This is a genomic window from Paraburkholderia pallida, assembly GCF_004524855.1.
GTDB lineage: Bacteria > Pseudomonadota > Gammaproteobacteria > Burkholderiales > Burkholderiaceae > Paraburkholderia > Paraburkholderia oxyphila.
The window spans coordinates 1,048,434-1,067,763 of sequence record NZ_CP038149.1; the positions used below are offsets into that span (position 1 = coordinate 1,048,434).

19 protein-coding genes are annotated in these 19,330 nt (G+C 62.2%); 12 read left to right on the forward strand and 7 right to left on the reverse strand.

Translation table 11 applies throughout. The features are described from left to right. The first annotated feature begins 19 nt into the window (after positions 1-19). The 10 genes from E1956_RS19930 (at position 20) to E1956_RS19975 (ending at position 11,117) form a co-directional block, all read left to right on the forward strand. Entirely contained in the window at positions 20-403 is a 384-nt protein-coding gene (locus E1956_RS19930) for an ATP-dependent protease (RefSeq protein ID WP_134752206.1), read from the forward strand. Positions 404-1,234: 831 nt separating this feature from the next. Next, positions 1,235-2,089 (forward strand): class I SAM-dependent methyltransferase, encoded by an 855-nt coding sequence (locus E1956_RS19935; RefSeq protein ID WP_167760077.1) that lies wholly within the window; start codon positions 1,235-1,237, stop codon positions 2,087-2,089. Positions 2,090-2,526: 437 nt separating this feature from the next. Beyond that, a complete protein-coding gene (locus tag E1956_RS19940) occupies positions 2,527-3,486 on the forward strand; it encodes a LysR family transcriptional regulator (protein ID WP_134752210.1) in 960 nt (319 codons plus the stop codon). Positions 3,487-3,636: 150 nt separating this feature from the next. Beyond that, positions 3,637-4,959 (forward strand): MFS transporter, encoded by a 1,323-nt coding sequence (locus E1956_RS19945; RefSeq protein WP_134752212.1) that lies wholly within the window; start codon positions 3,637-3,639, stop codon positions 4,957-4,959. Positions 4,960-5,129: 170 nt separating this feature from the next. Further along, entirely contained in the window at positions 5,130-6,209 is a 1,080-nt protein-coding gene (locus E1956_RS19950) for a porin (protein WP_134752214.1), read from the forward strand. Between the two features lie 87 nt (positions 6,210-6,296). After that, the gene (locus tag E1956_RS19955) at positions 6,297-7,733 is read left to right on the forward strand and encodes an amidase family protein (protein ID WP_232071744.1); all 1,437 of its coding nucleotides are present in this window, start codon (positions 6,297-6,299) and stop codon (positions 7,731-7,733) included. Between the two features lie 8 nt (positions 7,734-7,741). Further along, the gene (locus E1956_RS19960) at positions 7,742-8,914 is read left to right on the forward strand and encodes a M20 aminoacylase family protein (protein ID WP_134752216.1); all 1,173 of its coding nucleotides are present in this window, start codon (positions 7,742-7,744) and stop codon (positions 8,912-8,914) included. A 45-nt stretch (positions 8,915-8,959) separates the two neighbouring features. Then, positions 8,960-9,379, forward strand: a complete 420-nt coding sequence (locus E1956_RS19965; RefSeq protein WP_134752218.1) for an Lrp/AsnC family transcriptional regulator — start codon at positions 8,960-8,962, stop codon at positions 9,377-9,379. Between the two features lie 179 nt (positions 9,380-9,558). Then, the gene (locus E1956_RS19970; protein ID WP_134752220.1) at positions 9,559-9,891 is read left to right on the forward strand and encodes a hypothetical protein; all 333 of its coding nucleotides are present in this window, start codon (positions 9,559-9,561) and stop codon (positions 9,889-9,891) included. A gap of 920 nt (positions 9,892-10,811) precedes the next feature. After that, positions 10,812-11,117, forward strand: a complete 306-nt coding sequence (locus E1956_RS19975; RefSeq protein WP_134752222.1) for a DUF4148 domain-containing protein — start codon at positions 10,812-10,814, stop codon at positions 11,115-11,117. 394 nt (positions 11,118-11,511) lie between these two features. Here E1956_RS19975 and E1956_RS19980 read toward each other — a convergent pair whose 3' ends face one another. The 7 genes from E1956_RS19980 to E1956_RS20015 all read right to left on the reverse strand — a co-directional run bounded on the left by E1956_RS19980 (position 11,512) and on the right by E1956_RS20015 (position 16,644). Then, positions 11,512-11,817 (reverse strand): hypothetical protein, encoded by a 306-nt coding sequence (locus E1956_RS19980; protein ID WP_167760078.1) that lies wholly within the window; start codon positions 11,815-11,817, stop codon positions 11,512-11,514. Between the two features lie 453 nt (positions 11,818-12,270). Beyond that, positions 12,271-13,011, reverse strand: coding sequence for an LrgB family protein (locus tag E1956_RS19985; protein WP_134752224.1), 741 nt, complete (start codon positions 13,009-13,011; stop codon positions 12,271-12,273). 17 nt (positions 13,012-13,028) lie between these two features. Next, complete coding sequence (locus E1956_RS19990; RefSeq protein ID WP_134754643.1) at positions 13,029-13,430, reverse strand: CidA/LrgA family protein; 402 nt, start codon at positions 13,428-13,430, stop codon at positions 13,029-13,031. Positions 13,431-13,667: 237 nt separating this feature from the next. Continuing rightward, a complete protein-coding gene (locus E1956_RS19995; RefSeq protein WP_134752226.1) occupies positions 13,668-14,213 on the reverse strand; it encodes a hypothetical protein in 546 nt (181 codons plus the stop codon). 213 nt (positions 14,214-14,426) lie between these two features. Further along, positions 14,427-14,780: a DUF4148 domain-containing protein gene (locus E1956_RS20000; protein WP_134752228.1), complete on the reverse strand. Its 354-nt coding sequence runs from the start codon at positions 14,778-14,780 to the stop codon at positions 14,427-14,429. 548 nt (positions 14,781-15,328) lie between these two features. Next, a complete protein-coding gene (locus E1956_RS20005) occupies positions 15,329-15,601 on the reverse strand; it encodes a hypothetical protein (protein WP_134752230.1) in 273 nt (90 codons plus the stop codon). A gap of 290 nt (positions 15,602-15,891) precedes the next feature. After that, on the reverse strand, positions 15,892-16,644 hold the full coding sequence (locus E1956_RS20015) for an SDR family oxidoreductase (protein ID WP_134752232.1): 753 nt from the start codon (positions 16,642-16,644) through the stop codon (positions 15,892-15,894). A 190-nt stretch (positions 16,645-16,834) separates the two neighbouring features. Here E1956_RS20015 and pdxR point away from each other — a divergent pair, with 190 nt between their 5' ends. Together pdxR and E1956_RS20025 are read left to right on the forward strand one after the other, a co-directional pair. Then, positions 16,835-18,364 carry a MocR-like pyridoxine biosynthesis transcription factor PdxR gene (gene pdxR, locus E1956_RS20020; protein WP_134754645.1) on the forward strand — a complete coding sequence of 510 codons (1,530 nt, stop codon included), beginning with the start codon at positions 16,835-16,837 and terminating at the stop codon, positions 18,362-18,364. 333 nt (positions 18,365-18,697) lie between these two features. Beyond that, positions 18,698-19,321 (forward strand): TetR/AcrR family transcriptional regulator, encoded by a 624-nt coding sequence (locus tag E1956_RS20025; RefSeq protein WP_134752234.1) that lies wholly within the window; start codon positions 18,698-18,700, stop codon positions 19,319-19,321. Positions 19,322-19,330 lie beyond the last annotated feature (9 nt).

Genomic DNA, 19,330 nt, shown 5'->3' on the forward strand with positions numbered 1-19,330 from the left:
GGCCAACATGAGCTATGGAATGACAACTCCATTCGACGAGGCAACAACGGCGGCGATCGCCGCCTTTGCCCAACTGGACCTCTACACGGCTGTGCAGGCGATGCGCGCCGAGGCCGACTACGACCGCGAACGGGACCAGTGGATCTCGCGCTACATCGACGAGCACGGCGGCGGCGCGGACGATGCGGCATACGACGCCTTGCACGCGCAAGCCCAGGCAACCCCGGAATACGCGCAGTTCGTCGATACCGTTCGCAGGGAAATCCTGGAATACTTCGGCGTGGCCGACAATCAACTCGACTGGGTGGTCCTGCTGCGCAATGACGACAGCGATGAGCTTTGGGCGGAGGTCAACCGGCGGCGGAACGTGTTGGGAACCGGTGAAGTGCGCGGAGATCTCTGACCATCCCTCGCCATCGGGGTTTCAAGTCGTGCTGGGTGCGGGGCTAGAGTCAGGTCAGTCACATGGCGCGCCCGGTGCCTCGGTGGATGAAATAAAAGGAACACTGGGCGACGGCACCGCAAGGAACGTCATGAACTGGCCGGCCAATACCCATCGCGGATTGTGGGATTTGACATTGCAGATATCTTGTCGCGTGTGAGTCGAGCGATGATCGTAACTGCGTGCAGCCGGCCACAACCTGTCGTTCAGCAAGCGGGAAAACCTGCCATTTGAACGGCTGCAGTACTCCGGAACCTGACGGACGCGCTACGCGCGCAATTCTTAAGGTCTGTTCATTCGGCCATTGCGGCAGTTGGGTTGATCGCCGCTCAAGGGTCGCTACGGGTTGCTCTGCGATCATTGGGCAACCTGTTACTTCGAATGACAGCTTTTCGCCGCCCCGGAAGACGGCACCCGACCCATCACGGCTTCCAACGTACAGCGGTCGTTCGTCGACTCGCGCAGAAATGGAAGTCCGGCTGAGGCGATTCATCCTACGACAGGTTTTTCAGCGACTCAGTGCAGGCGTTCGTCACCGGGTATCCGAAGCACGCCGGAATCGAACCGTGCCGACCTGACGACCAACCAGCGGCGCGCCCCGTCGCCTGCTGCAACGCGGAGCTCGCGGTGTCCGATACCGCGGCCACATGTTCATGCCACGTTTGGCGCTTATGCTGCTTTCCAGCCCGTATAAGCCGTGGATTTCGCATATGCTCCAAGCAGGGGTGCGATACCGCCTGCCGCATGCCCGAGAAGCCGCAACATGCTCACCCGCCTGGCAGGAGAACCCAAATGGCCTCGCCTGAAGAGATCAACGCCGACATGCTTGCGTTCTGGAACGGGAACGGCGGCGACACCTGGGTGGCTCGACAGGAGCACACCGACATTACGCTCGCACCGGTGACAAACGCCCTGCTTGTCTTTGCCGCTCCGCGTGCCGGCGAACGGGTGGTGGATATCGGCTGTGGCTGTGGCGCGCCGACGCTGGAATTCGCGCGCGCCGTGGGTCCGTCGGGCCACGTGGCGGGGTTGGACATTTCCGGGCCGATGCTTGCTGAGGGGAAAAGGCGAGCGAACGCCGCCGGGATCGCCCATGTCGATTGGCGACATACCGATCCGGCAACAGCCGCGCTGGACGAATACGATTTGCTGATCTCCGCCTTCGGAGCGATGTTCTTCGGCGACCGGGTGGCAGCGTTCGCCAATATGCGCCGAGCCGCCGCGCCGGACGCTCGCATGGCGCTCGTGTGTTGGCGCTCGCTGGCCGAAAACCCGTGGATGGAAGTGCCGATGGCTGCTGCCGCGCGGTACCTGCCACCGAGGCCGCAGCCGGTGCCGAACGCTCCGGGAATGTTCGCCTTCGCCGATAGGGACCACGTCACTGAAGTTGTCACGGCGGCCGGTTGGGCGCCGCCGCGCTTCGAGAAACTCGACATGGACCTCGATATCGCCGCCGGCCGCGGGCTGGATGAGGCGGTCATTCAGTCAACCCAAATCGGCGCTGTAAATAGCTGGTTGCGCAACCAGCCGGCAGGGGTCGTCTCCGCCGCCACTGCCTCTATTCACGAGGCGCTTGCGCCCTATGCGAACGGCGCGAGCGTGCGATTGCCCGGTGCGATGTGGTTAATCAGCAGTGCGCCCGGCTGAACGTGCCCCGCCACACAACGGCTTTTTCACCGAGCGTGAAGCGCCTTTTACCCTTCCAGGGGTCCGGTTACCGGTACCGACGCCGACGCCTGAATGTTCGACCGACGCCGAATGTGAACGGCGGATCGTGGCCGAGAACACCAGTTCAATGGATGTTCTGTAGTGCTGCCGTTGAAATCTTCAACGGCAGCTTTCGGGCGGCTTCTGTAAATGAGTACAGTCGGCCAACTGCCGTCACCCGGCTGCGTGCGCGAGCTGACGCTCGAATGGCCGGTGTGCAGTGGCTAGCGGCCACCACTCATGGCCATACATCGCGTGCCACGCGCTCAGAACTTCGCGATCCCTGGAAAACGAATTGCGCGCCTCGCGGCGTCTCCACGGTTCGTGTCGAGCACGCCTCACATTATCATGGTGGTTTGCCTTAACGTCTTCCTCCCATGAAAATCCAGCATCTGCGCTGTTTCGTCAGCGTGGCGGAAAAAGGCAGCATGCGTGCCGCGGCGGAACACCTCGGCCTCTCGGCAACCGCTGTGAGCCTCGCTCTGCGCGAGCTGGAGCGGCACACACGGGCCCCGCTCTTCTCCCGCCAGCCGCAAGGCGTACAACTTACCTACGCCGGTCGGCGCCTGCTCGCGCACGCGCGCCTGATACTCGCGCAGATCGATCGCGCCGAGGAAGAGATCGAGCAAATCCAGGGGCTCACCGGCGGCGCCGTAACGATCGGCGTAACGCCCTGGGTTTCGCAAACTATCCTGCCAGGCGCGCTCGCCGAATTTCAGCGCCTGCGTCCCGACGTACGCCTCGACTGCAACGAGGCGATTGGCGCCTCGCACGAAGGGTTGCGCGACGGCACACTCGACTTCCTGATCGGTCTTGCCGCACCGCGCGCGCTGAGTGCGAATTTCGTGTCGCGCGAGCTGTTCCGCTGCGGCCTCGCGATTATCGGGCGCGTTGGCCACCCGCTTGCGAACACAACGTCGTTGCGCGAACTGGACGGCCAGCGCTGGGTCATGACCATGCGCGAAGACGCCCACGAGCAGCGCCATAGCACGATGCTTGGTCGTCACGGCGTCAAGCTCTCCGCCAGCCAGGTCCACTACGCGCGCTCCACGCTCATCTCGATAGCGATGATGGAAGGCAGCGACATGCTGACCGTGTGCCCGTGGCCGCTCGTCGAATCGCCACTGATGCGTGGCCGCTTGATTGCGCTGCCGATCAAGGACGCGATGCCGGAAATGGTCACGAGCCTCGTCATGCGCCGCGGCGACACACTCAGTGCGGCGGCGCAACTGATGGCGGAATGCATGATGGACGCGGCCAGCGCATGCCAGCACAGCCCCGAGCCCGCCGTGCGCCGCATGATGAGCTCGGTGGAGTTCGTCGACACCGCGGAATGAGGGAGCGTACGCGAGTGTAAAGTAAAACTTTACACCTAATTGTTTCGTTGGCTAGGAGACTTGCACGCACCGCCCTACGATCGTGGCAACGGTTTGCGGCCAGCCCGGCGCAGGCTCATTTCGAACTCAAGCCACGGAACGCATATGGCAATGCAAGACTCACATTCTGGTCCGTCGATCGATCCGCGCGCGCGTCGCCGGGCGATTGTGTCGTCGGTGATCGGCAACGGTCTCGAATGGTTCGACTTCGGTATTTTCAGCAGTTTCTCCCTCATCATTTCACGCCTGATGTTTCCGCCACAGGATGGCGTGGCCATGTCGCTCGTCGCCTTTGCTTCGTTCGGGATCGCCTTCATCGTGCGTCCGGTCGGAGGTGTCCTGCTCGGAATGTACGCCGACCGCGCCGGCCGCAAGGCGGCGCTTTCGGCAATCATCCTCATGATGTCGGGCGGCACCCTGCTCATTGGTCTCACGCCGTCCTATGCGTCGATCGGTATTGCGGCCTCGGTGCTCATCGTGGGCGCGCGCATGCTGCAGGGATTTTCGGCGGGCGGCGAATTCGCGAGTGCCACCGCCATGCTGCTCGAATATTCCCCCGCCGGACGGCGCAACCTCATCGGCAGCTTTCAGGCCTGCTCTCAGGCGCTCTCGTTCGCGCTGGGCGGTGCAGTAGCGTATCTGCTGTTGCACTCCCTGGAGCCCGCTGCGCTCCATTCCTGGGGCTGGCGCCTGCCGTTCCTGTTCGGCGCACTGATCGGCCCCATCGGCTACTACATTCGCCTGCGCGTTGATGAGTCGCCGGAATTCTCTGCACTCCTCACCCATCGTCGCAGCGTACGCCACGAGCGGCTCTCGCTCGCCAGCATCGTCGGGCGGTACCCCCGTGAGCTGCTCGGCACACTGGGCATCGTCGCCGTGTGCACGACGTCTTCTTATGTCGGCCTCATCTATATTCCACTCTTCGCGAGCGGTCAGCTCGGACTCGATGCCGGCGCAGGCCAGCTCGGCATGCTCGCGGGCGCGCTCGTCCTGCTCGTGACCTGCCCGCTTACCGGCATGCTGGCTGACCGTTTCGGACGCCGCCGCGTGATGGTCCCCGCCATGATTGCCTATGGCGTGCTGGTATGGCCGCTGCTTGGCGCGCTGGTCAATACACCGAGCACCGCGAACCTGATCCGCTTCGAACTGGTGAGCGCCGCCCTTATGAGCTTTTTCTGGGGGCCCTCTGCGGCGGCGCTGGCCGAAGCATTTCCGGTGCAGATCCGTTCGACGGGCATGGCCATCGTCTACAACCTCGGGGCGCTGTGCTTCGGCGGTCTCGCGCCGCTCATCAATGCATGGCTGACACGCATGACGGGTGATCGCCTTGCGCCGGCCTGGTATATCGCAGTCAGCGTCGTGATCGGCACGGTCGGCGTGCTGGCCATGACGCAGCCCGAGGCCCAAAGTCACGAGGCGCAGCAGCACGTGTGACGCACGCGGAGCGCGTCGCGCTCCGTTTCAGCAGGTAATCCCGGGAATTCAAGCTCCACAGGTTGCCGGCCACGCGCCGGCCGACCGGGGCATGCGCGCGCCCGCACTTCGCGCACGCGCCTCCTGCCTTCCCCGCCACACAACCATAAAACCATTACGGAGATCCTCTCGTGAGACGCCACATCGCAGCATGGCTTCTGCTTTCGGGCATCGCGCACGGCGCGATGGCGCAATCGTCGGTGACCTTGTTCGGCAGCGTCGACAACGGTCTCACCTACGTCAACAACTACGGTGGTCATTCGCTCATCAAGATGCAGGACGGCGTGAACAAGGCGAATGCGCTCGGCTTTCTCGGCTCCGAAGACCTGGGCGGCGGCATGCGCGCGTTCTTCAAGCTCGAAAACGGCTTCAGTGCGAATACCGGCGCACTCGGCCAGGGCGGCCTCATGTTCGGCAAGCAGGCCTATGTCGGCATTGGACAGCGCTCGCTCGGCGAGCTCTCACTCGGTCGACAATACGATTTCACGGTGCTGCTCGAGCACTATCTACCGTGCCTCAACTGCGGACTGTACGGCGTCCAGAACGCGGACTTCGACCGCGTCTCTGGCGAACGGCTGAACAATGCCTTGCAGTACGTCACGCCCACCGTCGCAGGACTCAAGGCGGGTGCGATGTACGCGTTCGGGCAGAACGCCGGCGCGCAATCGACGAATCTCGGGCGTGCGCTCAGCGCAAATGTCCAATACACCTACGGCCCGTTTTCTGCTGCCGTCGTGCTCACCGACATCAACAAGGCGCCGACATTCGCGGGCCTGCTCGGCGCGCCCACCGTGCTCGGCCAGAGCGTGAATCCCGCGGTACCCCTGGTGGTCGACCAACAGCGCATCCTGGGCATTGGCGCCACCTGGGCGTTGGGCAACTGGAGCGCTGCGGCGCTCTACGCGAACACGCGGCTCGAACTCGCCGGCCGCGCTAGCACCGACCAGGTGCTGCACGTGGGCGGCGACTGGCATGTGCAGCCGTCCCTCGTGCTGGCGGCCAAGCTTTCGTTCGACCGCTTCGAAGCGTCCCGCTGGTACACGGCGACTGCAGGCATCGACTATCTGATCTCCAAGCGCACAGACGTCTATCTCGATCTGGACGCACAAAAGGCGAGCGGCCCGGGAACGGTGGCATCGATCGCGCTCACCGCGCCCTCTTCCACCGATCGCCAGTTCGTGTCGCGTGTGGGGATCCGCCATCTGTTTTGATGTGTTGCCGGCGCACTTCGCCGGCGCGCCCGACGTTCGCGTGCGGTTTGGCGCGGCACCGGGCTTTGTTCACTGGAGGAATTGAGTATGGAACGCATGCACTCACGCATCGCGCGCACCGCGCTGCCCACCGACATCTGGCGCTGGGAGGCCTGGCAAATTGCCGAAGCCATCGCACGCGGCGAGATATCGAGTCGCGAGGCCGTCACGAGCTGCCTGCAACGGATCGATGCCGTCAATCCGCAGATCAATGCGCTCACGCACATCAACCGCGAGTCGGCGCTGCGCGCGGCCGACGAGGCGGACACGAAGCGCGCGAGCGGTGAACCGCTCGGCGCGCTGCATGGCGTGCCCGTCACGATCAAATGCAACGTCGACGTCACCGGCGAGCCGACAACGCACGGCGTGCTCGCCAAGCGCGACCTGATCGCGCAAACGCATAGCCCGGTGACGTCGAACATGCTGAAGGCCGGCGCCGTGATCGTCGGGCGCACCAACACGCCGGCGTTCTCGATGCGCTGGTTCACGGAGAACGCCCTTCACGGCCGCACGCTGAACCCGTGGCGCAGCGACATCACGCCCGGTGGATCGTCGGGCGGCGCCTCGGCGGCGGTCGCGGCGGGCATGTGTCCGGTCGCGCACGGCAACGACCTCGCGGGTTCGGTCCGCTATCCGGCTTACGCGTGCGGCGTCACGGGCCTTCGCCCCACGGCCGGCCGTGTGCCTTCGTGGACGCCGAGCTCCGGCGAGCTGCGCACGTTTGCCGCACAGTTCTACGCGGTTCAGGGTCCGATTGCGCGTTCCGTGCATGACCTGCGCGTGAGCCTGGCGGCAATGTCCGCCCGCGACACGCGCGACCCGAACTGGGTGCCCGCGCCGCTGGAAGGCCCGGCGATCGCCGGTCCGTTGCGTGTGGCGCTGGTCGACGAAATCGAAGGAATGACGATCGCGCCGCCCATCCGCGAAGCCCTCCAGCATGCGGCACGCTGGCTCGAAGACGCAGGCTACGCGGTCGATCGCGCCACGCCGCCCGATCCGCGCGAAGGTTTCGATATCTGGATGGATGTCGCCATGACGGAGATCAGCCAAAGTTTTGCGCAGACGATCGACGAATACGGCGACGACGGCGCGCGCGAAGCGTTGCACGCGATGCTAGCGAAATACGGCGGCGAACCCACGCTCGAGCGTTACATGACCGGCTTGTCGCGACGCGACCGCTTGCGCCGCCGCTGGAACGCCTTCTTCGAGCAGTACCCGCTCGTGCTGATGCCGACCTCGCTCGATCTGCCGTTCCAGTGGGGCATGGACCGCGAAGGCGTAGCGGTCATGGCGCGCATCCTCGATGCCCAGTTACCGCTCAAGCTGATCTCCGCGTTGAATCTGCCAGGGCTCAGCGTGCCGATCGGGCTGCACGAAGGCGTGCCCGTCGGTGTGCAGATCGTTTCCAGCGCGTTTCGCGAAGACCTGTGCCTGGCGGCCGGCGAGGCGATCGAGCAGCGCGCGCAGATGCCGCTCGCCTTCTGAGACTGCCCATGGTTCATCCGATTCTCGAAACGATCCGTGCCTATGCGGGCGAGTTCATCGAATTGCGCCGCGACCTTCATCGCCATCCTGAACTCGGCCTGGAGGAAACGCGCACGTCCTCGCTGCTTGCGCAACGGCTTGCCGGGTGGGGTTACGAGGTGCATCGCGGCCTCGCGAAAACCGGCATCGTCGCCACGCTCACACGCGGCACGGGGCGCAGGCGCCTCGGCCTGCGCGCCGATCTGGACGCGCTGCCGATACGCGAGGCAACCGGACTTCCCTGGCAAAGCCAGCACGAAGGCGTGATGCACGCCTGCGGCCACGATGGCCATACGGCGATGCTGATGGCAGCGGCGCGCTATCTGGTGGAGCGCGGCGAGTTTTCGGGCACGCTCAATCTCGTCTTCCAGCCGGCCGAAGAGCATCCGGGCGGCGCGAAGATCATGATCGAGGAAGGCCTGTTCGAGCGCTTTCCGTGCGACGCGATCTTCGCGATGCATAACATGCCGGGCATCGCTCAAGGCCATCTGGTCTTCCGCGACGGCGCGATGATGGCATCGAGCGACGACGTCACGATCGTGCTGACGGGGCGTGGCGGACACGGCGCCATGCCGCATCGCGCGACCGACCCCGTAGTGGCCGCGGCGAGTATCGTCATGGCGCTGCAGACTGTGGTCTCGCGCAACGTGGACCCACAGCAAACGGCCGTGGTCACCGTGGGCGAACTCTCGGCCGGCCGCGCGAACAACGTGATACCGGAGCGCGCACGGCTCGAGCTGAGCGTGCGGGCACTCGACCGCGAGGTGCGTGACCTGCTGGAAGCGCGCATTCGCGCGCTCGTCGAGATGCAGGCGCAAAGCTTCGGAGTCCACGCGCAAGTGCAGTACAAGCGTGACTACCCAGTGCTGGTGAACACGACGGCGGAAACCACGTTCGCGCGCGAAGTCGCGCTCGAGTTGCTCGGCGAGCAAGGTGTCACGCGTGACGGCGGCGCGTTGACCGGCAGCGAGGACTTCGCGGTCATGCTCGAGCATTGCCCCGGGAGCTATCTGCTGATCGGCAATGGCGCGGGCGACGGCGGTTGCATGGTGCACAACCCGGGCTACGACTTCAACGACGACAACATCGCGGTGGGCGGCGCGTACTGGGCACTGCTTGCAGAGCGCTATCTGCGGGACTGAACGAAGGACGGCCCGGACAGTTTCGCACGCCGGGCCACTTGCACAATGGACGAAATCGACACGAAGCTGATCGCGCTCCTGCGCACCGATGCGCGTCTGAGCGTCGCGACGCTCGCCGCCAAGCTGGGCGTGGCGCGCGGTACGGTCACTGCGCGTCTGCGCCGGCTGGAAGACGCACACGTGATCGTCGGATATACGGTCATACTGCGGCCCGAAGCCGAGCCCGACCATCTCCGCGCCTGGATGGGTGTGCAGGTCGACGGCAACCGCACGCATGAGGTGGTGGCGAGCCTGATGGGCGAGCCGGCGCTCTCCGCGCTGCACGACACCAACGGCCGATGGGACCTGCTGGCTGAATTGCGGACGGGCTCGCCCGCTGAGCTGTCGCGCGTGCTGGAGCGCGTAAGACTCATCAAAGGCATCCGGCACACCGAGACGAGCATCCTGCTCAAGAGCTTTCGATGATGACGGTTGCGCTGCCGCGCCGGGCACCGTCGCCCATGCGGGTTATGCCTTCAACGTTCACAACCCTCGTGTTGTGAAAACGTCAAAGCCAGGCGGTCGTATTTTTGAAATGTATTTTTTGAGGACCATCATAGGGCAACGAACTTTGAATCCGGTTTGCAGCGAAATGGGGGCATGTCATGGGCAGCGCGCTAGTTTGGGCAGCGATCCCTCACAACAGCGATGGGGTTGTGTTCCAGGTTCGCGTGGTTCGCGGACTTCAACGTTTTCATATCCCACGCCAGGCGCTTGAGGAGGCTTTCGACTTGACACCTCATGCATCGGATGCGCGGCAGCTCGAACTCTTTTATCAGCACAAGGCTCACATCCTGAGTCGGGCGATGCGCAAACGCCCGATGGCGGGCGCTGACACCGCTGCACTTCAGACTGCGGATTTCGCCACTCTCGAGGACGCGGGACAGAGCGCGACCGCGTCTCTGTCGGCGACGCAAGGGTATCTGGCTTCAAACTGAAGGCGGTTGATGAGCGCACGCAACGATGCGTGGTCAGGCATACGCGACCTGCACAAGGAACGTTGCGAAGTAGTCGTCGTCCAGCCATCCAGAAACATGCTTCGATGCCTCAATGCGCTGGATTTCGTTCTGTCCTTTATCGGTCAGGATAGCAATCCGGAATGCCGGGAGATACTTCGCACTGGGGGGAGGTTTCTGGGCAACAGTCTGGATCAGCCCGTGCAAGCGAAGCGACGTGAATATTACCGGTCGCTTGTGCCACGCTATTTGTCGATGCTATTGAAAGACGAACCGAGACCGCACTACGACCTGAGGACGTTAGCAGTTCAACGGTTGCGGTGTTGGTGACCGTCATCAGCCTTCTACCGTAAGTTGAGGTACTTCACGCACAAGGAGCGCTGTGTAGTGTTTGATTAACGCGTTGGGTGCCACAAACAAGCCAATATCAAAGCAAAGCTGAACATCTGTCACTGCAATGAGCTGATTCAGTTCGCAATTTAGTAGATCGAGAGCCAATAAGGATGAGCCCGCCGCTGAATAAGGCAATCCCCTAGCCGCTTTTGGGACGGGCGCCTTATTCATGTGCATGTGGTCGGCGAATACAGTCGTCACTGTCGGCGTGCCACGTCGGCACTGGCTATGCACCATGCTGGACCGACGGGCGGCGTGAGTACCCGCGAGCATTCGTCACCACCGATCATCGGTTTTGCGGTACGCAAATTACGAAAATCAGCGAAGTGAACCGGCGTGTCCTGGCACCGCTCGCGTTATTGGGCGGCTCCCCTACCGCCGAGGTCAGTCGGATGTGCGGCTAGCTCTCTTGAACGCCCCCTGCTTCACTGCATCGACGGGTCGTTAGCACGACTGCATACAAGAAGGCTCGTCGCGTCATACGTGGCAATCGTTGGAGGTAGCTCATCATGAAATCCCTTGTTCAAACTGTCGTTATGCTTACCGTTATGGCTGCTCCAGTTATCTCGTTCGCACAATCGAACAGCGCCGTGACAACAGAACAAGTCCGCGCCGAGCTCGTCCAGCTCGAACAGGCTGGCTATCACGTCGGTGACGGCGACAATGCAAACTATCCAGCGGATATCCAGGCTGCCGAAGCGCGCGTGGCCGCGCAAGGCGGCGCGAGCAGTTACGGCGGGGTGGTCAGCGGGACGTCTGCGTCTGGTGCGCCCGCGACCATTCCTGGCTTGAAGCCGATTTACGTCGGTCAGTAAGCCATTGCGTTGACGAGCCGGCTTGCATGGCCTCGCGGGCGGCTCGGGGTGGATGCGTACCGCCAGGACCTGTACATCGAAGCGACCTACGTGGCCTGTCGGTCAGATTTTTCTGCCCGTAGCGCTCGAAATCCGGCGCGCCAGTCGCCATAACGCCTCACACGTTCGGCGAAAGCCCTTCTTCCGAATGGAGAGGGGTTTTTCTTTTGCTCCTTGCGGACTTCCGGGGAAAGAACTCGTGGAGCAGCCGTGATTGTTAAGGGTTATTCGACGTCTGCCCTCATTCACATGGCTGTGATTGTGCTGCGGCGCGTGTGGGCAGGCGTCGGATAAGCCTTAACGCGTTCGGCCGATCGCCGGCAGTCAGAGGCCGGCCAGGCGCAATCTGCCGGATTTAGGCTCCGAAGTAGTCGAATTCGGGCGTCACGCGCTGAAGATCCGTGACCGAGAGTGTTATGCGCTCGCCGGATGCAGGTGCTACTCGATATTGTTGCACGGCCGCTAGAAGTCGGCGTTTGTTCAACTCGAACGCGAGACACACCTGCTGTACGGTCTCATTGCGAGCACCGAACTCTTCGCAAACGACTTCAAATGGCAGCGCGAAAGCATGGTATCCCCAGCCGAACCCATAGGCGGAAAACCACACAGCCGAGTCAGCGAAAAGAATGGGATCGGTAATGACAGTACGTGGCTGATCCATCGCATTCACCTGCGGCGACGTTAGGGTGACATCGAAGTGTTGCACAGCAACCTTACAAACGCGGCGTTCTTTCGATACAACGCTACCAGTCCGTCAAGATGGTTATCTTGTAGCAGAGGTGCGATTTCTCGAGTCGGGGCTGACACGAACGGGTCGTGTCCTGCGGAACCCCAACAGGCCAGACCCGGCCACAACCTGTCGTTCAGCGAGCAGGGAAACCTGTCGGTTGATCGGCTGCAGAACTCCGGAACCTTACGGACGCGCTACGCGCGCAATTCGGCCAATGCGCACGTTCGGGCTTTGCCCTTGGTAAGGCAGCTTCAGGTTTCTTTTCTGTCGTTCCATGCCTCGCGCCCGCGAAAGTCGGGTTCACTGCCAACCGATGCGTACACTCATAAAGGAGCGACCTAACGACGCCACACGCAGCGGCCCGCCGGAGTGACCGTATGGCGGCTATGTCGACACCCATGCCATCACGATCGGGAAAACGAGCGGCAGCACGAAGGCCGACAGGATGCCGTTCACAGCCATGCCGAGCCCAGCGAACGCCCCTGCCTCCTCGCTGATCTGGAGCGCACGCGCGGTGCCGATGCCGTGAGCGGCAATGCCTAGTGCAAATCCACACACATCGTCGCGGCGAACGCCGAGCGAGCCCAGCACAAAGCTTCCGAGCACTGCACCCAAAATGCCGGTGGCAATGACCATGGCGGCGGTCAATGGCGGAACGCCACCTATCGTGGCTGAAATCAACATGGCGATGGCCGCCGTGACTGACTTGGGCGCGATGGAAGCAACTGTCCTCGCCGGCAGACCCAGCATCATGGCGATCGTCACCGCCGAAACAACGGCCGTGACCGACCCTGCCACGAGGCCAGCAAGAAGCGGCACGAGGGCGCCGCGAAGCTTCGGCATCTGTCGGTAGAGCGGTACGGCAAGCGCAACAATAGCCGGCCCCAACAGGAAGTGAACGAATCTCGCTCCGTTGAAATAGGTACTGTATGGCGTACCTGTCAATCGGAGAAGGCCGATGAGAAGCACAACGGAGATCGCAACGGGATTGGCCAATGGATTTCGCCGGGCCAGCGCGTGCAGCCTGCACGCGACCAGATAGACACCAAGCGTCGCCGTGAGCGCCGGCACTGGCGAACTACTGATGAACGCGGTTGCGATACCGGGCATGTCCTGGACACTCATGACAATTTCCCTTCCCTTCAGTCCGGGTGGGCATCAGCGTGATTGCTGGCTTGCAGCCCGTCTACACGCGCATTCTTTCGTTCGGCTCGAACCATCAACGCTCTGGTGACGAGAGCCGCGACGGCGATTGCCAGGATGGTGCTGACAGTCAGGGCAACTCCGATCGCCAGTAGTTGAACCTTCAACTCCTCAGCGAATACCATGACGCCGACTCCGGCGGGAACGAAGAGAAGCGAAAGATGATTCAGCAAGCTGCGCGACACGTTTTCGACATGTTGCAGGAGAGATGGCACCGCGCACAGTACGCACAGGAAAAGGACCATCCCGAGAACAGGGCCGGGAACGGGCGCTGCGGTTACGTACGAGATCGTCTCACCCAGACACTGGAACGCAAGCAGCACGCAAAATGTCTTGACCACCGACGCCTCTGAAGACGCCCTCGGAGTCGAACCTACGGTTTTGGAGTGCAGCAAATGCATTTGACTCTCCTTTCCGGGGAGTTCGTGAGTCGGGTAATCGCATTTTTCGGCTGATGCGTGCGTTGTCTGCTGCGTTGCACGTTTGAACGTCCGCGTGTCGGCCGACGGACTCATGGCGCTCCGGTGCTGCCAATCGGCGCGCCGGCGAGCGAACTGCAGCTACCGAAGGTCCGCTGGTCAGTCGTGATGCTCGCGGAACACCTTTTTACCTTCAAAGGTGACTTGCACGGCCTGCCCGCAGCTTGATTCACAGGGGGTCTTGTCTTCGGCCGGCGTAGATGACGGGACAGTCTCAGTGGCGATAAGGGCTTTGACGACAGTCCCGTCATCGCCAATGACCATTCTCAAGTCGAGCTCGACGCCGCTCGGGTACTTGATGGTCATCGTACCCGTGCAATCGGGTTTCACCGTATAGGCACCCATCTGATCCGAATTGAAATCGGTCGTTTTCGGAACCCCGTTGATATTACCGAAGTCGGTGCGCGTGAAATGCGCTACGCCGTCGAACGTCACGATGGCGACGTCATCGAGGACAGATGGCGTGGCAAAAAGATGGGTCTTTCCTTGTGGATCGATCAATCCCAGCACTTCCCCCTGGGCGCTAAACGCGTACGTTCCTTTTAGCATCTCGGCCGAACACGTACTGGCGGCCCTTGCGCCGACACTGAGAAGTAAAAGAACAATTGCTGTCGCAGGCAAAACGGTTAGATGCTTGCTTTTCATGTTCATCTCCGCGTCATGAACCGATGCGCTTAACTTGATTGAACGATGAAGTTTCCTCGTCCGAATGAACGGGGTGCACCACTATCGGGCGCGATACCGGCTGTGACGCGGCGCTGAATAACCGAAGATTCAGACTCCGCCGTTGAGGACACCCCCAGGCGATCCATGCACGTTACCGGGATCGTCGGGGCGGTGTCGGCGAGCCATCGGCGATCAACTACCGAAGAAAAGGTTGCAGTAACTTACAGGGCCGACGCACGGCGCTGTCGAGGGCTTCGAACCTTGCTGGACATTTCCGGAATCCGAGCTGCCGTTGGCCGTCGTGCCGCCAACGTCGCTGTCGCCCGCCTGCGGGCCGTCCTGTGCCGCAATCTTCGCTTCAGCAGCCTGGATTTGCTCGGGATACTTTGTCTGGTCGCCGTCGTCCAGGCGATAGCCGGCTTGCTCGAGGCGGATGATTTCCGCACGCACCTGCGCACCGGTGACGGGCGCGGTGCTCTGCGCGAAGCTGACGACTGGGCCGGCAAGCGCACAGCTGGCGAGGACAAGATATGCAAGGGTTTTCATAGTGAAGCTCCTTTAACCATGAATAACTTATTAATCAGGATACCTAATATCATGCTGAGGCAGTTCGGCAGACAAACTGGAAGTTGTGGCTAATATGGGGTGTGGAGTCGTCCGCGACTCAGCTGGCTTGACTCGGGGGGCGTATCGCGGATCATGTCAGTCTCCCCGAAAGTGAGGCGGAAAACTTCGCGCATATGCGCACTGCGTTCTCCGCATCGGCCGGTTAGGGTGCCGTACTCGCAACATGCATTCGACAAGCGAGGAACACGAGCCAATGTGTGGTGATTGAGGCCATCCTTGTGTCGAATTATGTTGCATTATTACGCCGCGTTACCGCGTCAGATGTCATCCTGCAGATAGTTTGATGTTCGGCATTAAATGTTCCTTTGCGGGCGAATAAATGTTCGGTGTCGCTCTACGACTATTCGCCAGAGGGACTTCTCGATCTGCCGCTTTGACGGTCTTCCAACCAATGCCCGGCACAGCCGGCACAAATATCAGGGAGGGACCGCCTGCGCGGATCAAGGACTTTTGTTCCGCACCATGATCTAGTTGTTGCGGAACACCGTGCGGTACTCGCCCGAATTGACCTGCTCCAAGGTTTGCTGATTGTGCAACACGTAGTCGTTGCCAACCTTCTCGCCCCGAAGCAGACCCTTGGCCGACTTCTTTGTGCCGTCGTCGGTCGCCGGATCCTTGAGGATCTCGATCTTTTCATCGCCGACCTCCGAGTAGATCGCTTTCATCGAGCAGCCGAAGGTGTCGCGCGAAAGCACGTTATACGTGTAGTTGCGAGCAAGATTATGAGACTGCGAAGGCATCCAGTGTCCGAGCGGCTGTTGTAAACGGCGGATTCAACCGGTCGATGCAACACGCTAAAGGCTTTGCGAGCCTGAGGGGTGCTGCGCAACGATGCAATAGTCGCGCTTGCGAAATGCGTTGACGACTTCGGCGCCTATGCCCCGCGAGGCACCGGTCATGACGACAACTTTTTGTGATGTGCTCATGTTTTACCGGGAGATTGTTCGCCCGGCTTCGATGCCCGCCGAACTGCCGGCTTCTATCAAGCCAAACGCAGACACGCTGAATCAGGTTTCGCAAAGACCTGAAATCACCCCTTGTTGGCTTGCGCGAGCCACTGGGCCAGGCTCACGCGGCCGATCCGCGCGTCGCCGAGCGGTACGAGCGACTGTTCCTCGACGCGACCGCCGTAGTAGCGTGCTTCCTGATCCGTCACCACCGAGCGAGAGTCGCCGACCGACTTCAGATAACGTCTGATGATCGCGGCGAACGGCTCACGGTCCGGGCCCGCGATATCGACGGTGCCGTTCAGTGGCGCGGCAAGCGCGACCTGCGCCAGGCAAGCCGCGACGTCATCTGCGGCTATCGGCTGAAACAGGCCGTCCCCAACGCGCACGGTCGCATCTTCTGTGCCGGAATCGGCAATCGCGCCGATGAATTCCATGAACTGGGTCGCGCGCACGATCGTGTACGGCACGCCCGCCGCTTCAATCGCCTCTTCCTGCGCGACCTTGGCGACGAAATAGGCGTTTTCCGGCGTGCGCTCACAGCCGACGATGGACAGCGCGACGTGATGGCGTACCCCTGCGGCCACCTCAGCCTTGCCGAGGTTGCGCGTCGAGGTGCGGAAAAAGTCGAGCACCGCTTGGGGCTCCCACGAAGGCGCATTAGCCACATCCACTACGACATCGGCGCCCACCAGCGCGTTGCTCAGGCCTTCCCCCGTCACCGCATTCACGCCATTGCGCGGCGACGCAGCAAGTGCCTCATGCCCCGCCTCGCCAAGCAGCGAGACAAGACGCGAGCCAATCAGGCCGGATCCACCGATTACGACGATCTTCATGACATATTCTCCAGATGAGAGTCAGTTGACACGGGTATGCGACTCGCGGCCGTTGCGTCTCGTGAGACCACATGCAGCCGTCGCGTCGTGTGAAGCTATTGTGGGAAGATCATGAACTATCGAAAAGTGCCAAGAATTGCCGATCGGACCAGGACATGTGGATTCCGCTTTGCTTGCCGGCAAGACCGTCATGACCGTGCCGCCCACCGAATTCTCCGTCAGCATCGATCGGCAATTGCAGTTGCCGATCTACATGCAGATCTGTGCGCGTTTCAGAACCGCGATCGCGGCGGGACATCTGCGTCCGGGCGATCGCGTGCCCGCGCTGCGCAGCCTCGCCACGCAACTGAACACGGCTCGAGGCACGGTTGAGCTGGCCTATACGATCCTGGTCGACGAGGGCTATCTCCAGATGCGCGGTGCGGCCGGCACGTTTGTGTCGCCCTCGCTGCCAGCATCGGTGACGCGCTCATCGCGTACGCAAAGCGCCCGGGATTCGAACGGCAGGCAGAGCACGAAAGGATCGGCAGCGCCTCAAGCGCGAGGCGAATCGAGCGGCGTTCAAGCGGCAGCACGGCCGCTTGCCATTGCCGCCGCCATGAGCGGCGAGCCACGGCCGCTGCAACCTGGGCTACCCGCACTCGATGCATTTCCGGTCAAGGTTTGGAATCGTCTCGTTTCGCATCGCGCGCGCGGCGGCGAGCGTGAGATGCTCGCGTACCCGGATCCTGCCGGCTACCGGCCGCTGCGCGAACACATCGCTACATATCTCGGGCTGTCGCGCGGCGTGACCTGCCTGCCGGAACAGGTGTTCGTAACCGGCGGCTACCGCGCGACGCTCGAGCTTGTGTTGCGCAGTCTCGCCCGTCCGAACGACAGCGTGTGGTACGAAGATCCAGGCTATCTGCTCGCGCGCGGTTTTCTGGCCGAAACCGGCGTGCAGCTCATCGCCGTGCCAGTCGACAACGAAGGGATCGACGTCGAACGCGGCACACAGCTCGATGCGCAGGCGCGCTTCGCGCTGGTCACACCGTCGCACCAGAGCCCGCTCGGGCACACGTTATCGCTCGCGCGGCGCATGGCGCTGCTGGACTGGGCGCGACAAGCATCGAGCTGGATCGTCGAAGATGACTACGACAGCGAGTTCCGTTATCTGGGCAGGCCATTGCCGGCATTGAAGAGCCTCGACCGGCACGATCATGTGATCTATTGCGGCACCTTCAGCAAGGTGATGTTTCCCGGTTTGCGGCTCGCGTATACGGTCGTGCCGGAGCGCGCCGTCGAGCGCGTCGGGCGGGTGGCGCGCAGCATGAATGCCGGATCGCCGACCCTGTTACAGGCCGCTTTGGCCGATTTCATCGAGCGGGGGCATTTTGCACGGCATCTGAAGCGCATGCGTGCGCTGTACGCCGAGCGGCGCGTGCTGATCGTGCGTGCGCTGGAGCAGGCGTTCGGCGAACGGCTGATCGTCGAATTGCCGCCAGGGGGAATCCAGTTCGCGGCGCGATTCACGGAAGGCCCCAGTGGTGCGGTCGACGACGTAGCGGTTGCCGCGCGCGCCCGCGAGGCGGGGCTCGCCGTACTGCCGCTTTCGATCTGGTACGCGAATGGCCGCACGCGTCGCACGCCGCGCGGCCTGGTGATGGGCTTCGCAAACATCGCAAATGCAAGTGAAGCGAGCCGCCTCGCGCGGACGTTGCGCGCGTGTCTGGACGGCTAACGAGTGGGCAGCGTCTGCTAGTCGCGTGGCCGCTATGCCAAGGTAAAAACCAGGCCCTTGACGGTCGTACCGATCGGTGCGGATTGAGAGATGCACGCATCGGCGAAAACGACGTCGATCCTGCCGCAATCGCGTTGTACGCGCGGAGAGCCTGCAGACGGCGGCAATTTTCCCGATGCCCCCAGGACGCCCATAGCTACGGCACCAATCTCTATCTCCACCGCGTCCAGCTGCGCCGGTCGACGGCCTTCGGTCGACTTTCCACACGGGCTGCTGGAAGGCGAAATGTGGGGGGAAGTCCAAAGGGGCGATGATGGTGTTATCGTTACCGCCATGACAGAACAACGCAAAAACCAACGACAAATCCAGAAGGAAGCGACCCGGCAGCGCATCCTTTCAACGGCGCTCGAATTGTTTGTTTCGCGCGGCTACGTCGCCACCACCATCGACGACATTGCCGCCGCCGCGAATACCACACGTGTCACCTTCTACTCTCACTTCGAGTCGCGCCGCGAATTGATGCGCGCGTTGATTCACGAACTCAACAGCATCCTCGATCGGCATGACGAACCAGGCCGCAACTCCACGGCCAGTTTGCTGGTGGCGGCGGTGCGCGAAGGCTCACGCGAAAAACTGGGCGGCTGGCTGCGCGAGCAGGCTGTGCGCTGGCCATTGATCAAGCCATATCTTCTGGCGGTAACCGAGGCCGCCGCGGTGGACGCTGAAATGCGCTCGCTGATGCGCGGCTGGATTGAAGAGGTGGTGGCAGACATCTGCGAAGGTCTTGATGCAGCCAACCGCTATGAGCCGGGCACGCGGCATTTTCGCGGTGAATTGGCTTACGTCGCGCTAGATCAGACCGCGCTCTCATGGATGCGCGGCGATCTGGATTTGACTGCCGAACCGGCGCTCGAGGTGCTGACCGAATTGTGGTGGAAGATGCTGGGCGAACCATAACCCAGGGAT